This window comes from Thermobacillus sp. ZCTH02-B1 (genome assembly GCF_002159085.1).
In the GTDB taxonomy this organism is placed as follows: Bacteria; Bacillota; Bacilli; order Paenibacillales; family Paenibacillaceae; genus Thermobacillus.
The window spans coordinates 165,846-182,824 of record NZ_LZRU01000023.1; the positions used below are offsets into that span (position 1 = coordinate 165,846).

Here is a 16,979-nt window from a genome sequence, read left to right on the forward strand (position 1 = left end):
GTAAAGGAGGATCCCCCGATGTCCCGTGAACAGCGCGTGTGCATGTCGGCCCGCGGCGTCGTTCGCAGGTTCGGCGGCAAGGAGGTCATCCGCGGCATCACGCTGACGGTCCGCGCCGGCGAAATTTTCGGCCTGCTCGGTCCGTCCGGCTCGGGCAAGACGACGCTGGTCAAGATGCTGGCCGGCATCGACAGGGCGACCGAGGGTGACATCGAGGTGCTCGGCACCCGCATGCCGAATCTGGAAGTGCTGAGCCGGATCGGGTACATGGCGCAGTCCGACGCATTGTACGCGGAGCTCACCGCCCGGGAGAACCTGGAATTTTTCGGCGCCCTGTCCGGGCTGCGCGGCGGCAGGCTGAAGCGGCGCATGCGGGACGTGATGGAACTGGTCGGGCTGGCGGAAGATCTGGACCGGTTCGTCGGCACGTTCTCGGGCGGCATGAAGCGCCGGCTGTCCCTCGCGATCGCGCTGCTGCACGAGCCGGAGGCGCTCATCCTCGACGAGCCGACCGTCGGCATCGACCCCGTGCTGCGCAAGTCGATCTGGGACGAACTTCACGCCCTGAGCCGCCGGGGCACGACGGTGCTCGTCACGACGCATGTCATGGACGAGGCCGAGAAATGCGGCCGGCTCGGCATGCTCCGCGACGGACGGCTGATCGCCGCGGGCACGCCGGAGGAACTGAAGGCGGAAGCCGGCGCCGCGTCCATCGAGGAGGCCTTTCTCCATTTCGGAGGTGTTCGCGCATGAGAGTCCGCGCCCTGATCGTCCGGATCATCCGCCAGTTCCTTCATGACAGGCGGACGCTGGCGCTGCTGATCATCGTCCCCCTGGCCGTGCTGTCGCTGGTCTATCTGGTCTTCGACGGCGATACCTATCGGCCCAGGATCGGTGCCGTCGGGGCGAAGGATTCGGCCATGCCGGATATCCTCGGGCCCTATGCCGAAGTCGCGATGTTCGACAGCGGGGAAGAGGCGGAGGCGGCGCTCGCCGGCCGCGAGATCGACGCGATCGTGAGGCTGGAGGGCGGTTCGCCGCGGGTGAAGCTCGAGGGCAGCGACCCGGCCCGGAACCGCGCCGTGACGGCGGCGGTGCAATCGGCGATGCGGGATCTCGCGGCCCTGCGGCACCAGGCCCTTTCCGTTCCGCTGCCGGATTTTCGAATATCTGCACGGCGGACCGGACATGTCGACCTTCGACAGCCTCAGCCCCGTGCTGATCGGCCTGTTCGCCTTCTTCTTCGTGTTCCTGATCGCGGGCGTATCCTTCCTGCGGGAGCGGACCGGCGGCACGCTGGAGCGGCTGCTCGCCACCCCGCTGCGCCGCTGGGAGATCGTGGCCGGCTATACGGCGGGTTTCGGCATTTTTACAAGCCTGCAGGCGGTGCTGATCGCGGGCTATGCCGTCGGCGTGCTCGGGAGCATGATGGCCGGATCGTTCGGCTGGGTGATCCTGATCATGCTGCTGCTGTCGCTGACCGCGCTGAGTCTCGGCACGTTCCTGTCCGCGTTCGCCGATACGGAGCCGATACGGAATACCAGATGATCCAGTTCATCCCGCTCGTCATCGTGCCGCAGGTGTTTTTCTCCGGCCTGTTCGACCTCGGGAGCATTTCCCCGTGGCTCCGCTGGCTCACGCACGTGACGCCGCTGAAATACGGCGCGGACGCGCTCCGGGACGTCATGATCCGCGGCGAGGGATGGAACGCGATCCGGTTCGAAGTCTTCGTCCTGCTCGGACTGTCTGTCGCCTTCATGGCGGCCAACGTTTTCGCATTGCGCAAACACAGGAAAATATAGTAACCTGAAGAAGCAGGGGGTTTTCGGGTGGTGCGAGGAGAGTCCGCCTTTCCAGACGATAGGGAGCAGTGGATCATCGACCTGCTCAACCGGCTCGAAGCGGATGACGTCAGGAAGACCGAGAAGCAGATCCGGATCATCGAGGCGGCCGTGGAAGTGTTCTCGGAGAAGGGATTCGCGGCCGCTTCCACGAGCGAGATCGCGCAGCGGGCGGGCGTCGCGGAAGGCACGATTTTCCGCCACTACAAGACGAAGAAGGATCTGCTGCTGTCGATCGCCGCTCCGGTCGCGGTCAAGCTGTTCGCGCCGTTCCTCATGCGCGACTTCGCGAAGCTGCTGGAGATGCCGTACGACCGGGCCGAGGATCTCTTCCGTGCCATCCTGCGGGACAGGCTGGACTTTGCGCGCAAGCACAAGAAGCTGCTCAGGATCCTCGTCCACGAGGTGCCGTTCCAGCCGGAACTGCTCGCGCAGGTCAAGGATCTGTTCACGCATATCGTCATCGCGCGGATCGAGCCGTTGATCCGCCATTTCCAGGAACGGGGAGCGCTGCGGGAGATGCCGACGTGGCGCGTCATCCGGGCGACCGTCAGCCAGTTTGTCGGCATGGTCGTGTTCCATGTCTTTCTGGCGCCGGAGTTCCCTTTTGACGAGGAAGAGGAAATCGAGCAGACGGTGGACATCCTCCTGCACGGCATCGCCGGGAGACCGTCCTGACGGACCCTGCGGATCACGGCGGGCCGATCCGGTGTCCGCAGCCGGCAAATCGCCCGAGTAGCAAGAAATGCCGGACGGCCGTTGTTGACGCTCCAAAAGATCATCCTTTATACTGACTCTATTATTGCGCCGCTATTTTTGCGGGCTCGGATGCGTACACGTCTTGCAGGCCGGAGGGATCAGTTCGTGGGCGTCGACCTCAAAGCTGAGCGAATGCGCGAGTTTGAATCGAGATCCGACGAGGACATTGTCGAGGCGGTGCGCGAAGGCGACAGCGACGCGCTGGAGTATCTGATCAACAAGTACAAGAACTTCGTGCGCGCGAAGGCGAGGTCGTATTTCCTGATCGGCGCGGACCGGGAGGACATCGTCCAGGAAGGCATGATCGGCCTCTACAAGTCGATCCGCGACTTCCGGGGCGACAAGCTCGCGTCGTTCAAGGCGTTCGCCGAACTGTGCATCACGCGCCAGATCATCACCGCCATCAAGACGGCCACCCGGCAGAAACATATCCCGCTGAACTCGTACATCTCGCTGGACAAGCCCATTTACGACGAAGACTCCGACCGTACGCTGATGGACGTTCTGTGCGGATCGCGCGTATCCGATCCCGAGGAACTGATCATCAACCAGGAGGAATTCGTCGGCCTGGAGGACAAGATGGCCGAGATCCTGAGCGATCTCGAGCGCCAGGTGCTCATGCTCTATCTGGACGGCCGTTCCTATCAGGAGATCGCGGTCGATCTGGACCGGCACGTGAAGTCGATCGACAACGCGCTGCAGCGCGTGAAGCGGAAGCTGGAGCGCTATCTGGAGATCCGGAACGTGGGCGGGTAAACGATTCGGCATACGCCGGAACCCGGATCGTCCGGATGATGGGAAGCGCTTTCAGACAGTGAACGGCTGCATGATGAACGGCGGGAAGCCGGGCGGGAAGCTGAATCGGATGCTGCGTCGGCCGGATCGGCGGAGCGGACGCGGGCGTATGGCGGGGGCTTTTTTTGACCATAATGGTCGGAAACGGGAAACATGGGCGAGCCCCCGCAGGCGATCACCCGCGCAAAATGCGTTGACAGGGGACGGCCGTTGTGCTAAAGTGTGTTAGGTAGCCCTATAAATACGAACGGTTTATTTTTTTTGTGCTTTATCCGCTGCCGGCTTCACCGCCGGCGGAACGGAGGACCGCGCCGCCCGGAAGGCGGTTTCCGGCGGTTGCCGAAACGCCGGAATGCCGAACGCGGCTTCGGGCACTACGAGTTCGGGAGGTGGACTTCACATGCGGGTGATCATCACGCTGGCTTGCACGAACTGCAAACAACGCAACTACACGACGTCGAAGAACAAGCGGACGACCCCCGACCGCATCGAGCTGAGAAAATACTGCAAGTTCTGCAACGAGCACACGCTTCATCGCGAAACGCGGTGAGGCACTGGAGGTATTGACGTGACCTTCCTGGCGAAAATGAAACAGGGCTTCGGTTCGACGATCAGCTTCTTCGCCGACAGCTGGAACGAGCTGAAGAAAGTCCGCTGGCCCAATCGCAAGGAACTGACGAGCTACTCGATCGTCGTCTTCGTGGCGATCATCTTCGTTACGATCTACTTCTGGGTGCTGGACATCATCATCTCCGAGCTGGTCGAGCTGATCATCTGACGAACCGCTCCGAAGGTGGCCTGCGCATGGATAAACTGGAGAAACGATGGTATGTCGTCCATACGTACTCCGGATATGAGAACAAGGTGAAGACCAATCTCGAGAAGCGGGTCGCTTCGATGGGCATGCAGGACAAAATTTTCCGCGTGCTCGTCCCGACCGAGGATGAAGTCGTCACCAAGGACGGGAAGAAAAAGACCGTCCAGCGCAAGGTGTATCCGGGCTACGTCCTCGTCGAGATGATCCAGACCGACGATTCCTGGTATGTCGTCCGCAACACGCCGGGCGTGACGGGATTCGTCGGGGCGAGCGGCTCGGGGTCCAAGCCGGTTCCGCTCCAGCCGGAAGAAGTCGAACAGATTCTGCGGCACATGGGCATCGAAGAGCCGAAACCGAAGATGGACTTCGAGCTGAAGGACACCGTCCGCGTCAAGAGCGGTCCCTTCACCGACTTCATCGGCACGGTGGAGGAGATTCTCTACGACAAGAACAAGCTGAAGGTCCATGTCAACATGTTCGGCAGGGAAACCCCGCTTGAGCTGGATTACACTCAGGTGGAAAAGATATAACATCCGGTTTCCGGCGTCCGCGCGCTCCGGCGCGCGGCGGTGGGAGGACCGCGGATGCGCTTCGCGGCGGCGTCCGAACGGGACGCGCTTGCCGGGGAAAGGCGCTTTCGTGACCGAAGGCGGTCCGGGCGCCCCGAAGGCGCGGCGGCGGTCCGTCTGACCACATTCCAGGGGCAGGAGGTGTTGCGAAATGGCGAAGAAGGTCATCAAGATCGTGAAGCTGCAGGTTCCCGCGGGCAAGGCCAATCCGGCTCCGCCGATCGGTCCCGCGCTCGGTCAGGCCGGCGTGAACATCATGCAATTCTGCAAGGAGTTCAACGCGCGCACGGCTGACCAGGCAGGCCTGATCATTCCGGTCGTCATCACCGTGTACGAAGACCGTTCGTTCACGTTCGAGACGAAGACGCCGCCGGCGGCCGTGCTCCTGCGCATGGCGGCAGGCGTCGAGAAGGGCTCCGGCGAACCGAACAAGAAGAAGGTGGGGACGGTCAAGCGCAGCAAGGTGCGCGAGATCGCCGAGCAGAAGATGCCCGACCTGAACGCGAATTCGATCGAGGCCGCCATGCGGATGGTCGAAGGCACGGCGCGGTCGATGGGCATCGTCATCGAAGACTGACCGGGCATCGGTACCGGTCGGAAGCGCGGATCCGACGGTCCGCGAACCGTGGGAGGACGCCCGGACGGGCGGTCCGCTGACACCACACAGGGAGGAGAGCGACATGGCAAAACGCGGCAAAAAGTACATCGAAGCCGCCAAGCAAATCGACCGCACCAAGGTCTACGAGCCGCTCGAAGCGGTGCAGCTCGTGAAGAAGGCGGCAACGGCCAAGTTTGACGAATCGGTGGATGTCGCCGTTCGTCTCGGCGTTGATCCGAAGAAGCAAGACCAGGCGGTGCGTGGCGTCGTCGTCCTGCCGCACGGCACGGGCAAGACGAAGCGCGTCCTCGTGTTCGCCAAGGGCGAGAAGGCGAGGGAAGCGGAAGCCGCCGGCGCCGACTACGTCGGCGATACGGACCTGATCCAGAAGATCCAGCAAGGCTGGCTCGACTTCGACGTCTGCGTGGCGACGCCCGACATGATGGCCGAAGTCGGCAAGCTCGGCCGGATTCTCGGCGGCAAGGGGCTCATGCCGAACCCGAAGGCCGGCACGGTCACGTTCGACGTGGCGAAGGCCGTGCAGGAGATCAAGGCCGGCAAGATCGAATTCCGCCTCGATCGCGCGGGTCAAATCCACGCGCCGATCGGGAAGGTGTCGTTCGAAGCCGAGAAGCTGGAGGAGAATCTGCGGGCCCTGATCGAAGCGCTGCTCCGGGCGAAACCGGCCGCGGCGAAAGGGGTCTACCTGAAGAAGATCGCGATCTCTTCCACGATGGGTCCGAGCGTAGCCGTCAACACGGCGGCCTATCGCTAAGGCATCACGCACATCCGAATCGAATATACGCGTACCGTAGACAGTAGGTGCCGCAAGGCTTAATTTCCTACCGAGGTGCTGGGCATAGATGCGATCCGCCGGAAGCGTTCGCTCCGGCGGCCGCACGGTCATGGCCTCCGCTGTCTGCGGAGGCCATGTTCATGCTTCGGGCGATTAAGCCGTCGGCATGCGGATGCGCGACTCTGTGAACGGGAGGTGTCATCATGGCAAACGCCAGGATCATTGAGGAAAAAGCGCGGCTCGTCGAGGAAATCACGCAGAAGCTCCGCGAAAGCGCGGCGACGGTGCTGACCGACTACCGCGGTCTGAACGTCGCGCAGGTGACGGAGCTGCGCCGCAAGCTGCGCGAGGCGGGCGTCGAGTTCAAGGTGCTGAAGAACACGCTGGTTCGGCGCGCGACGGCGCAGGCCGAGCTGACGGAGCTGGACGCGGCGCTCACGGGTCCGACGGCCATCGCATTCGGCAAGGACGATCCCGTGGCGCCGGCCAAGATTCTGAGCGAGTTCGCGAAGGAGAACGAAGCGCTCCAGATCAAGGGCGGCGTCGTCGAGGGCCGCGTCGTGAGCGTCGAGGAGATCAAGGCGCTGGCGAATCTTCCGTCCCGCGAAGCCCTGCTCTCCATGCTGCTCAGCATGCTGCAGGCGCCGATCCGCAATTTCGCGCTCGCCGTCAAGGCGGTCGCGGACAAGAAGGAAGCGGAAGCCTGACGGCGCGATTCGCGCGGCGGACGCTGTCCGCATGAGTTGCTGCATGCAATGATTCGCTGCCCGGAAGGGCAACCGGCGAAATGAACATAACATGATTGATGGAGGTCAGACCATGTCGAAGGAACAAATCATTGAAGCGATCAAGGGCATGACGGTCCTTGAGCTGAACGAACTCGTGAAGGCGATCGAGGAAGAATTCGGCGTCACGGCGGCCGCTCCGGTCGCGGTTGTCGCCGGCGCGGCGGGTGCCGCTCCGCAAGCCGCGGAACAGTCGGAATTCGACGTCATCCTGGCGAACCCGGGCGCGTCGAAGATCAACGTCATCAAGGTCGTCCGCGAAATCACGGGCCTCGGCCTGAAGGAAGCGAAGGACCTGGTCGACAACGCGCCGAAGCCGCTGAAGGAAAAGGTCAGCAAGGAAGAGGCCGAGTCGATCAAGGCGAAGCTCGAAGAAGCGGGCGCGACCGTCGAAATCAAATAATGCATTCAGCCTGATGTTTCATGCCGAACCCTCCGAAGCTTCCGTCTTCGGAGGGTCGGCGTCATTTTGGCCCGGTGCGCGCGGGCGGCGCGTCATCCGGCGGGAGGTGTGCGGCATGACCGAGCATTATTACACGAAATCGCCGCGGTCGGAAAGCGACAGAAGGCGGTTCGAGGCGGTGCTGCGGGGAAGAAGGCTGACGTTCGAGACGGACGCGGGCGTTTTTTCCCGGTCAGGCGTCGATTTCGGGAGCCGCCTGCTGATCGAGACGGCGGAGATCCCGGACGGGGCGCGCGTGCTCGACGTCGGCTGCGGTTACGGGCCGATCGGCCTCGCGATCGCGGCTTCGCTGCCGAACGCCCGCGTCACGATGGTCGACATCAACGAACGGGCCGTGGAGCTCGCGCGCGCAAACGCCGGGTTGAACGGCATCCGCAACGTGACGGTGCTCGAGAGCGATCTGCTGGAGGCGGTGCGCGGACAGACGTTCGATGCCGTGCTGACGAATCCGCCGATCCGCGCGGGGAAGGCGGTCGTGCACCGGATCTTCGCGGAGGCGCGGGAGGTGCTGGCGCCGGGCGGCGCGCTCTGGGTCGTCATCCGGAAGCAGCAGGGGGCGCCTTCGGCCACGGCGAAGCTCGAAGAGCTGTTCGGACCGGACCATGTGCGGACGGCGGCCCGGGACAAGGGATACCATGTTTTGCGGGCCGGGCGGCAAATCAATTGTTGACTCGCATTCTTCAGTGTGGTACCATTATAAAATGTCAGCATTTAAAATGGGGCACAAGTCTTTCGTTCGCCGGTTGTCAAGAGGGAATGTTGCCGTGGCGGCGGAAGCGGTGCCCGGGTTCGGCGGATCAGAGGTATAATGACCGGGTTTCGGGTGAAAATGATCTATCATATGGGGAATTCTGCCTCAACCGGAGAAGTGCGGCGCATCGGCCGTTTTCCGTTTTCGCGGCTCGCGCTGTGCAGGCGGTACCGGTTCGGCGGCGATTCGCGGCACGACGGTCTTTAACCGGGCGCATGCGTCCGGTAAGGCCTTTATTTCGTCTATGGGGTCTGCGGGCGTTATCGGGCCGCCGCGTCCGGACCCTCGCGTCGGGGCCCGGCGGATTGATGATAGAGCAGGCAAGGCTGCAAGTCAACCATGAGGGGTGGGGTAAAGTTGGCAGGACATCTCGTTCAGTACGGCCGACGCACGCGCAGAAGCTATTCCCGCATCAAGGAAGTGCTCGAGGTACCGAACCTGATCGAAATCCAGCAGAAATCGTACCAGCGCTTCCTGGAGCGGGACCTGCTCGAGCTGTTCCAGGACATCTCGCCGATCACGGACTTCACGGGGAATCTGCAGCTCGAGTTCATCGACTATTCCCTCGGTGAGCCGAAGTATACGGTGGACGATGCGAAGGAACGCGATGTGACGTACGCCGCTCCGCTTCGCGTCAAGGTTCGCCTGATCAACAAGGAGACGGGCGAGGTGAAGGAGCAGGAAGTGTTCATGGGCGATTTTCCGCTCATGACCGAGACCGGCACGTTCATCATCAACGGCGCGGAGCGCGTCATCGTCAGCCAGTTGGTCCGCTCCCCCAGCGTGTATTTCAGCACGAAGGTTGACAAGAACGGCAAGAAGACCTACACGGCTACGGTCATTCCGAACCGCGGCGCCTGGCTCGAACTCGAGACGGACACGAAGGACATCATCTACGTGCGGATCGACCGCACGCGGAAGATTCCGGTGACCGTGCTGCTGCGCGCCCTCGGCTTCGGCACGGATGCGGAAATCCTCGATCTGCTCGGCAACGACGAGTTCATCCGCAACACGCTCGACAAGGACAACACGGACTCCGTCGAGAAGGCGCTCATCGAAATCTACGAGCGGCTGCGTCCGGGCGAGCCGCCGACGCTCGAGAACGCGAAGAACCTGCTTGTCGCGCGCTTCTTCGACCCGAAGCGGTACGACCTGGCGAGCGTGGGCCGCTACAAGATCAACAAGAAGCTCAACATCAAGAACCGGCTGTTCAATCAGCGCCTGGCGGAGACGCTCGTCGATCCCGCGACCGGCGAGATCATCGCCGAGGCCGGCCAGGTGATCGACCGTCGGCTGCTCGACCAGATCACGCCTTACCTCGAGAACGGTGTCGGCTTCAAGACGTACCACGTCTCGAACGGGGTGTTGGATGCCCATAGCATTACCCTGCAATCGATCAGCGTATTCTCGCCCGAAGAGGACGGGAAGATCGTCAAGATCATTTCGAACGGCAACATCGACAAGTCGGTCAAGCACATCACGCCGGCCGACATCATCGCGTCGATCAACTATTTCATCAACCTGCTGCACGGCATCGGCAGCACGGACGACATCGACCATCTCGGCAACCGCCGCCTCCGTTCGGTCGGCGAGCTGCTGCAGAACCAGTTCCGCATCGGCCTGTCCCGGATGGAGCGCGTCGTCCGCGAGCGGATGTCGATCCAGGACGCGAACACGATCACGCCGCAGGCGCTCATCAACATCCGCCCGGTCATCGCGGCGATCAAGGAGTTCTTCGGCAGCTCGCAGCTGTCGCAGTTCATGGACCAGACGAACCCGCTGGCGGAGCTGACGCACAAGCGGCGTCTGTCCGCGCTCGGCCCCGGGGGTCTGACGCGGGAGCGCGCGGGCTTCGAGGTGCGCGACGTCCATCCGTCCCACTACGGCCGGATGTGCCCGATCGAGACGCCGGAAGGTCCGAACATCGGGCTGATCAACTCGCTGTCGACGTACGCGCGGGTCAATGAGTACGGCTTCATCGAGACGCCGTACCGCCGCGTCGATCCCGAGACGGGCGTCGTCACGGACGAGATCGTCTACATGACGGCGGACGAGGAGGACAACTACGTCATCGCGCAGGCGAACGCGCAGCTCACGCCGGAGGGCAAGTTCGCCGAGGACATGGTCGTCGTCCGCTACAACAAGCAGGCGGACAACATCCTGACGATGCCGAGCAACCGCGTCGACTTCATGGACGTGTCGCCGAAACAGGTGGTTTCGGTTGCGACGGCGCTGATCCCGTTCCTCGAGAACGACGACTCGAACCGCGCGCTGATGGGTGCGAACATGCAGCGCCAGGCCGTGCCGCTGCTCGTGCCGGAAGCGCCGCTCGTCGGCACCGGCATGGAGTACCGCGCGGCGATCGACTCGGGTGTCTGCGTCATCGCGAAGTGCGACGGCATCATCGAGCGCGTCACGGCGAACGAGATCTGGCTGCGTCGCGTCGACACGGTTGACGGCCGGCAGGTGACCGGCGATCTCATCAAATACAAGCTGCACAAGTTCGAGCGCTCGAACCAGGGTACCTGCATCAACCAGCGCCCGATCGTAAAGAAGGGCGATTTCGTGCGGAAGGGCGACGTCCTGGCGGACGGTCCGTCGACCGACCAGGGGGAACTCGCGCTCGGCCGCAACGTGCTCGTCGCGTTCATGACCTGGGAAGGGTACAACTACGAAGACGCGATTCTGCTCAGCGAGCGGCTCGTCAAGGAGGACATCTACACCTCCATCCACATCGAGGAATACGAGTGCGAGGCGCGCGACACGAAGCTCGGGCCGGAGGAGATCACGCGCGACATTCCGAACGTCGGCGAAGACGCGCTCAAGAATCTGGATGAGCGCGGCATCGTCCGCATCGGTGCCGAGATCAGCGCCGGCGACATCCTCGTCGGCAAGGTGACGCCGAAGGGCGTGACCGAGCTGACGGCGGAAGAACGCCTCCTGCACGCGATCTTCGGCGAAAAGGCGCGCGAGGTGCGTGACACGTCGCTGCGCGTGCCGCACGGCACGTCCGGCATCGTCGTCGACGTCAAGGTGTTCACGCGCGAGAACGGTGACGAGCTGCCGCCGGGCGTGAACCAGCTCGTGCGTGTCTACATCGCGCAGAAGCGGAAGATTTCCGAAGGCGACAAGATGGCCGGCCGTCACGGCAACAAGGGCGTCATCGCGCGCATTCTGCCGGAGGAAGACATGCCGTTCCTGCCGGACGGCACGCCGGTTGACGTCGTGCTGAACCCGCTCGGCGTCCCGTCGCGGATGAACATCGGGCAGGTGCTGGAAGTCCACCTCGGCATGGCGTGCAAGAAGCTCGGCATCTACGCCGCCACGCCGGTCTTCGACGGCGCGAACGAGGAAGACGTGTTCAACGCGATGGAAGAAGCCGGCATGCGGCGTGACGGCAAGACGATCCTGTACGACGGCCGGACGGGCGAACCGTTCGAGCGGGAAGTCACCGTCGGCGTCATGTACATGATCAAGCTGGCCCACATGGTCGACGACAAGATCCACGCCCGTTCGACCGGTCCGTACTCGCTCGTCACCCAGCAGCCGCTGGGCGGCAAGGCGCAGTTCGGCGGCCAGCGGTTCGGCGAGATGGAAGTGTGGGCGCTGGAGGCTTACGGCGCCGCCTACACGCTGCAGGAGATACTGACCGTCAAGTCCGACGACGTCGTCGGACGGGTGAAGACGTACGAAGCGATCGTCAAGGGCGAGAACGTGCCCGAGCCGGGTGTTCCCGAGTCGTTCAAGGTGCTCATCAAGGAGCTTCAGAGCCTCGGCATGGACGTGAAGATCCTGACCGAGAACGAAGAAGAGATCGAGATGAGGGAGATCGACGAAGAGGAAGAAGGCGCGGGCGAGAAGCTCAACCTGAGCCTCGAAGGATCGGAAGTCAGCATCGAGTGATCGACGCCGCATGACGCATCGTCGGACCGGGCGATGCCGCCGTCTCCGCGGCGCGCCGTGATGCGCGGTTTCTTGCTCGGCGCGCGGCTTCGCCCGCCCTGCGGCAGAGACTGGAGGAGGGTTGCTCCTTGTTGGATGTGAACAACTTCGAGTTCATGAAGATCGGTCTGGCTTCGCCTGACAAAATCCGCTCCTGGTCGCGCGGAGAAGTGAAGAAGCCCGAGACGATCAACTACCGTACGCTCAAACCCGAGAAGGAAGGGCTGTTCTGCGAGAAGATTTTCGGTCCGACGAAGGACTGGGAGTGCCACTGCGGCAAATACAAGCGCGTGCGCTACAAGGGCGTCGTCTGCGACCGATGCGGCGTCGAGGTGACGCGCGCGAAGGTGCGCCGCGAGCGGATGGGCCACATCGAGCTGGCCGCTCCGGTGTCCCACATCTGGTATTTCAAGGGTATTCCGAGCCGGATGGGGCTGGTGCTCGACATGTCGCCGCGCTCGCTCGAGGAGGTCATCTATTTCGCATCGTATGTCGTGACCGACCCGGGCGACACGCCGCTCGAGAAGAAGCAGCTCCTCTCCGAAAAGGAATACCGCAGCTACCGCGAGAAGTACGGCTACGGCTTCCAGGCCGGCATGGGCGCGGAAGCGATCAAGAAGCTGCTGATGGACATCGACCTCGACCGCGAGATCGAGATGCTGAAGGAGGAGCTGCGCACGGCGCAGGGACAGCGGCGCAACCGCGCGATCAAGCGGCTTGAGGTGCTCGAGGCGTTCCGCAATTCGGGCAACCGTCCGGAATGGATGATCCTCGATGTGCTGCCGGTCATCCCGCCGGAGCTGCGTCCGATGGTGCAGCTCGACGGCGGCCGGTTCGCGACGAGCGACCTGAACGACCTGTACCGCCGCGTCATCAACCGGAACAACCGGCTGAAGCGGCTGCTCGATCTCGGCGCGCCGGACATCATCGTGCAGAACGAAAAGCGGATGCTGCAGGAGGCCGTCGACGCGCTGATCGACAACGGCCGCCGCGGCCGTCCGGTCACCGGGCCGGGCAACCGTCCGCTGAAGTCGCTCAGCCACATGCTGAAGGGCAAGCAGGGCCGGTTCCGTCAGAACCTGCTCGGCAAGCGGGTCGACTACTCCGGCCGCTCCGTCATCGTCGTCGGGCCGAGCCTGAAGATGTATCAGTGCGGCCTGCCGAAGGAGATGGCGCTGGAGCTGTTCAAGCCCTTCGTCATGAAGGAGCTCGTGAACAAGGGGCTCGCGCACAACATCAAGAGCGCGAAGCGCAAAGTCGAGCGCGTCAGCCCGGAAGTGTGGGACGTGCTCGAGGAAGTGATCAAGGAGCATCCGGTGCTCTTGAACCGGGCGCCCACGCTGCACCGCCTCGGGATCCAGGCGTTCGAGCCGGTGCTGGTCGAAGGGCGCGCGATCAAGCTGCACCCGCTCGTCTGCACGGCGTACAACGCCGACTTCGACGGCGACCAGATGGCGGTGCACGTGCCGCTCTCGGCCGAGGCGCAGGCGGAGGCGCGGCTGCTCATGCTCGCGTCGGGCAACATCCTGAACCCGAAGGACGGCAAGCCGGTCGTCACGCCGTCGCAGGACATGGTCCTCGGCAGCTACTACCTGACGATGGACGACCCCGGCGCGAAGGGCACGGGCATGAAGTTCGCGACGGTGAACGAGGCGATCTCCGCCTATCACCGCGGCATCGTCTCGCTCCACGCGCGGATCGTGATTCCGGCCCGCGCGCTGAACAAGAAGACGTTCACGGAGGAGCAGGAGCGCTCGCTGCTCGTCACGACCGTCGGCAAGCTGATCTTCAACGAGATTTTCCCGGACACGTTCCCGTACATCAACGAGGCGACGAAGGAGAACCTGCTCCAGGGCACGCCGGATCGCTGGTTCATCAAGGAGAAGGGCGTCAACATCGACGAGTTCATCGCGCAGCTCCCGATCGCGAGCGCGGTGGGCAAGGAATATCTCGGCCAGATCATCTACGAGTGCTTCCGGCTGTACCAGACGACGACGACGTCGGTCATTCTCGACAAGATCAAGGAGCTCGGCTTCGCGTATTCGACGAAGGCCGGCATCACGATCGCGATCTCGGACGTCGTCGTGCCGGAGGAGAAGAAGGAGATTCTGGCCGAATCCGAAGAGAAGGTCCGGATCGTTACGAACCAGTACCGCCGCGGCCTGATCACGGACGAGGAACGCTACGACCGCGTCATCGAGATCTGGAGCCAGACGAAGGACCGGATCACGGACGTGCTGATGAAGTCGATGGACCGGTTCAACTCGCTCATGCTCATGGTCGACTCGAAGGCGCGGGGCAACAAGTCGCAGATCACGCAGCTCGGCGGCATGCGCGGCCTGATGGCGACGCCGTCCGGCCGGATCTTCGAGCTGCCGATCAAGTCGAACTTCCGCGAAGGGCTGACGGTCCTCGAGTACTTCATCTCGACGCACGGCGCGCGGAAGGGTCTCGCCGACACGGCGCTCCGGACCGCGGACTCGGGTTATCTCACCCGCCGTCTCGTCGACGTCGCGCAGGACGTCATCGTGCGCGAGGAAGACTGCGGCACGGATAAGGGCATCACGGTCACGAAGATCCACGACGGCAAGGAAGTCATCGAGGATCTGTACGACCGGATCGAAGGCCGGTTCGCCGCGACGGCGATCCGCCATCCGGAGACGGGCGAGATCATCGTCGGCAAGAACGAGATGATCGATGCCGAGAAGGCGGCGAAGATCATCGCGGCCGGCATCGAGAAGGTCGAGATCCGCTCCGTGCTCGCCTGCCGCGCCCGCCACGGCGTCTGCAAGATCTGCTACGGCCGGAACCTGGCGACCGGCAAGGTCGTCGAGATCGGCGAAGCGGTCGGCATCATCGCGGCCCAGTCGATCGGCGAGCCGGGGACGCAGCTCACGATGCGGACGTTCCACACGGGCGGCGTCGCGGGCGAAGACATCACGCAAGGTCTGCCGCGGATCCAGGAGCTGTTCGAGGCCCGGAATCCGAAGGGTCAGGCGACGATCTCCGAGATCGACGGCGTCGTGAAGGACATCCGCGACACGAAGGACCGGCGCGAGATCGAAGTCGAGGGCGAAGCGGAGACGAAGGTCTACTCGGTCAGCTACGGTTCGCGCATCCGCGTGAACATCGGCGACCGCGTCGAAGCGGGCGACGAGCTGACGGACGGCTCGATCGACCCGAAGGAGATGCTCCGGATCAAGGGCATCCGCGGCGTGCAGAACTACATCCTGCAGGAAGTGCAGCGCGTCTACCGGAACCAGGGCGTCGAGATCAACGACAAGCACATCGAGGTCATGATCAAGCAGATGCTGCGCAAGATCCGCATCGTCGACGCGGGCGACACGCCGCTCCTGCCGGGCACGTACGTCGACATTCACGAATACGAGGAAGCGAACCGCCAGGCGATCCTCGCGGGCAAAGAACCGGCCGTCGCGAAGCCGGTGCTGCTCGGCATCACGAAGGCGTCGCTGGAGACGGATTCCTTCCTGTCCGCGGCTTCGTTCCAGGAGACGACGCGCGTGCTCACCGACGCCGCGATCAAGGGCAAGGTCGACCAGCTGCTCGGCCTGAAGGAGAACGTCATCATCGGCAAGCTGATTCCGGCCGGCACGGGCATGGCGCACTATCGGAGCATCCGCCTGTCCGGAACGGAAGAAGATCCGCAAGCGCCGGAAGAAGCGCTTGAGGGCGTGGCGGTGGAATCCTGACGCGACGGAAGCCGGGTCCGTCGGCGGGAAGCGCCGCGCGTCCGCGGACAACAGGTTGACCCGATGACCCGAGCGTTGAGGATGGCGGCATGGGCCGGCCGGACGATCCGATCGTCCGGACCGGCCCGGCCGCTGTCCGGGGGGATTTTGCTTTGGCGTCAGGACGCGGCAAGCCGCGCGATTGCCGCAGGGCTTGTCGCGGTTGTTCGCAAAACGGACGCGTCAAATTGAATATTCGCCGCCGGCCGTTTTGCTTGACACACCCTGGCAGCAGGTGATACTATATCGAAGTGTGCCTGCACAAGGATGGGGATCGTGCGCCTTCGTGGACGGGAGGAATCTCCATGCCCTGGAAGATCGGCACCAAGCAGACGACGAAAGCTGTGGAGCAAAGGTTGGCCGCGCGGGTATACATCGCGCGCGATGCAGATCCTCGGTTGACGGGCAGACTCGTGGAGCTCTGCCGCGAAGCGGATATCGAGGTCGAATGGGTGGACCGGATGGCCGATCTCGGCAAGCGCTGCGGGATCGACGTCGGAGCCGCCTCGGCCGCCTGGATTCCGGATGGAACGTAACAGCAGGCAGCGTATGCGCCGGATTCCGCCGGAGGAATCGCGGTTCGGGCTTTTGTCTGCTTCAAAATGAGCCGCCTGGATCTGTGGACTTGAGACACGCAGCTTTGAGGCACCGAGACGGACAGGGAAGGGGGTGGCAACATGCCGACAATCAACCAGCTCGTGCGCAAGGGCCGCAAGGCGAAGATCGTGAAATCGAAGTCGCCGGCGCTGCAGCGTGGCTACAACGCCCTGAAGCGCATCTCGACGCCGCTCAGCTCGCCGCAGAAGCGGGGCGTCTGCACCCGCGTGGGCACGATGACGCCGAAGAAGCCGAACTCCGCCCTGCGGAAGTACGCGCGGGTACGCCTGACGAACCGCGTGGAAGTGACGGCCTACATTCCGGGCATCGGCCACAATCTCCAGGAGCACAGCGTCGTGCTGATCCGCGGCGGCCGGGTCAAGGACCTCCCGGGTGTCCGTTATCATATCATCCGCGGCGCGCTTGACACGGCAGGCGTGGCGAACCGCAAGCAAGGCCGCTCCAAGTACGGCGCGAAGCGCCCGAAGGATGGCAAGAAGTAATAGATCGGCGACGA

15 protein-coding genes, 1 pseudogene and 1 other annotated feature are annotated in these 16,979 nt (G+C 63.4%); all 16 genes and pseudogenes read left to right on the top strand.

Features of this window, described 5'->3' with window-relative positions:
* Nucleotides 1-18: 18 nt before the first annotated feature.
* A complete protein-coding gene (locus tag A9Z00_RS10725; RefSeq protein WP_296976969.1) occupies nt 19-753 on the top strand; it encodes an ABC transporter ATP-binding protein in 735 nt (244 codons plus the stop codon).
* A pseudogene (locus A9Z00_RS15880) lies at nt 750-1,802 on the top strand (ABC transporter permease). Before A9Z00_RS10725 ends, A9Z00_RS15880 begins: the two are co-directional and overlap by 4 nt.
* Before the next feature lie 27 nt (nt 1,803-1,829).
* Nucleotides 1,830-2,519, top strand: a complete 690-nt coding sequence (locus tag A9Z00_RS10735; protein WP_296976972.1) for a TetR/AcrR family transcriptional regulator — start codon at nt 1,830-1,832, stop codon at nt 2,517-2,519.
* Nucleotides 2,520-2,705: 186 nt separating this feature from the next.
* On the top strand, nt 2,706-3,356 hold the full coding sequence (gene sigH, locus A9Z00_RS10740; protein ID WP_296976975.1) for an RNA polymerase sporulation sigma factor SigH: 651 nt from the start codon (nt 2,706-2,708) through the stop codon (nt 3,354-3,356).
* Between the two features lie 439 nt (nt 3,357-3,795).
* Nucleotides 3,796-3,945: a 50S ribosomal protein L33 gene (gene rpmG, locus A9Z00_RS10745; protein WP_296976977.1), complete on the top strand. Its 150-nt coding sequence runs from the start codon at nt 3,796-3,798 to the stop codon at nt 3,943-3,945.
* A gap of 18 nt (nt 3,946-3,963) precedes the next feature.
* Nucleotides 3,964-4,173 (top strand): preprotein translocase subunit SecE, encoded by a 210-nt coding sequence (gene secE, locus A9Z00_RS10750; RefSeq protein WP_296976980.1) that lies wholly within the window; start codon nt 3,964-3,966, stop codon nt 4,171-4,173.
* A gap of 35 nt (nt 4,174-4,208) precedes the next feature.
* The gene (gene nusG, locus A9Z00_RS10755) at nt 4,209-4,742 is read left to right on the top strand and encodes a transcription termination/antitermination protein NusG (protein ID WP_296977149.1); all 534 of its coding nucleotides are present in this window, start codon (nt 4,209-4,211) and stop codon (nt 4,740-4,742) included.
* 190 nt (nt 4,743-4,932) lie between these two features.
* Nucleotides 4,933-5,358 (top strand): 50S ribosomal protein L11, encoded by a 426-nt coding sequence (gene rplK / locus A9Z00_RS10760; RefSeq protein ID WP_296976982.1) that lies wholly within the window; start codon nt 4,933-4,935, stop codon nt 5,356-5,358.
* A 103-nt stretch (nt 5,359-5,461) separates the two neighbouring features.
* Entirely contained in the window at nt 5,462-6,154 is a 693-nt protein-coding gene (gene rplA / locus A9Z00_RS10765; RefSeq protein ID WP_296976985.1) for a 50S ribosomal protein L1, read from the top strand.
* Between the two features lie 16 nt (nt 6,155-6,170).
* Nucleotides 6,171-6,325: a sequence feature (ribosomal protein L10 leader region), on the top strand.
* A 53-nt stretch (nt 6,326-6,378) separates the two neighbouring features.
* Complete coding sequence (gene rplJ / locus A9Z00_RS10770) at nt 6,379-6,882, top strand: 50S ribosomal protein L10 (protein ID WP_296976988.1); 504 nt, start codon at nt 6,379-6,381, stop codon at nt 6,880-6,882.
* A gap of 112 nt (nt 6,883-6,994) precedes the next feature.
* Nucleotides 6,995-7,363 (top strand): 50S ribosomal protein L7/L12, encoded by a 369-nt coding sequence (gene rplL / locus A9Z00_RS10775; protein WP_296976990.1) that lies wholly within the window; start codon nt 6,995-6,997, stop codon nt 7,361-7,363.
* Between the two features lie 115 nt (nt 7,364-7,478).
* Nucleotides 7,479-8,093, top strand: coding sequence for a class I SAM-dependent methyltransferase (locus A9Z00_RS10780; RefSeq protein ID WP_296976992.1), 615 nt, complete (start codon nt 7,479-7,481; stop codon nt 8,091-8,093).
* 420 nt (nt 8,094-8,513) lie between these two features.
* Nucleotides 8,514-12,077, top strand: a complete 3,564-nt coding sequence (gene rpoB, locus A9Z00_RS10785; RefSeq protein ID WP_296976993.1) for a DNA-directed RNA polymerase subunit beta — start codon at nt 8,514-8,516, stop codon at nt 12,075-12,077.
* A 128-nt stretch (nt 12,078-12,205) separates the two neighbouring features.
* Complete coding sequence (rpoC, locus tag A9Z00_RS10790) at nt 12,206-15,826, top strand: DNA-directed RNA polymerase subunit beta' (RefSeq protein ID WP_296976996.1); 3,621 nt, start codon at nt 12,206-12,208, stop codon at nt 15,824-15,826.
* Nucleotides 15,827-16,170: 344 nt separating this feature from the next.
* Entirely contained in the window at nt 16,171-16,401 is a 231-nt protein-coding gene (locus tag A9Z00_RS10795) for a ribosomal L7Ae/L30e/S12e/Gadd45 family protein (protein WP_296976998.1), read from the top strand.
* Nucleotides 16,402-16,542: 141 nt separating this feature from the next.
* Nucleotides 16,543-16,965: a 30S ribosomal protein S12 gene (gene rpsL / locus A9Z00_RS10800; RefSeq protein WP_296977001.1), complete on the top strand. Its 423-nt coding sequence runs from the start codon at nt 16,543-16,545 to the stop codon at nt 16,963-16,965.
* The last annotated feature ends 14 nt before the right edge of the window (nt 16,966-16,979 follow it).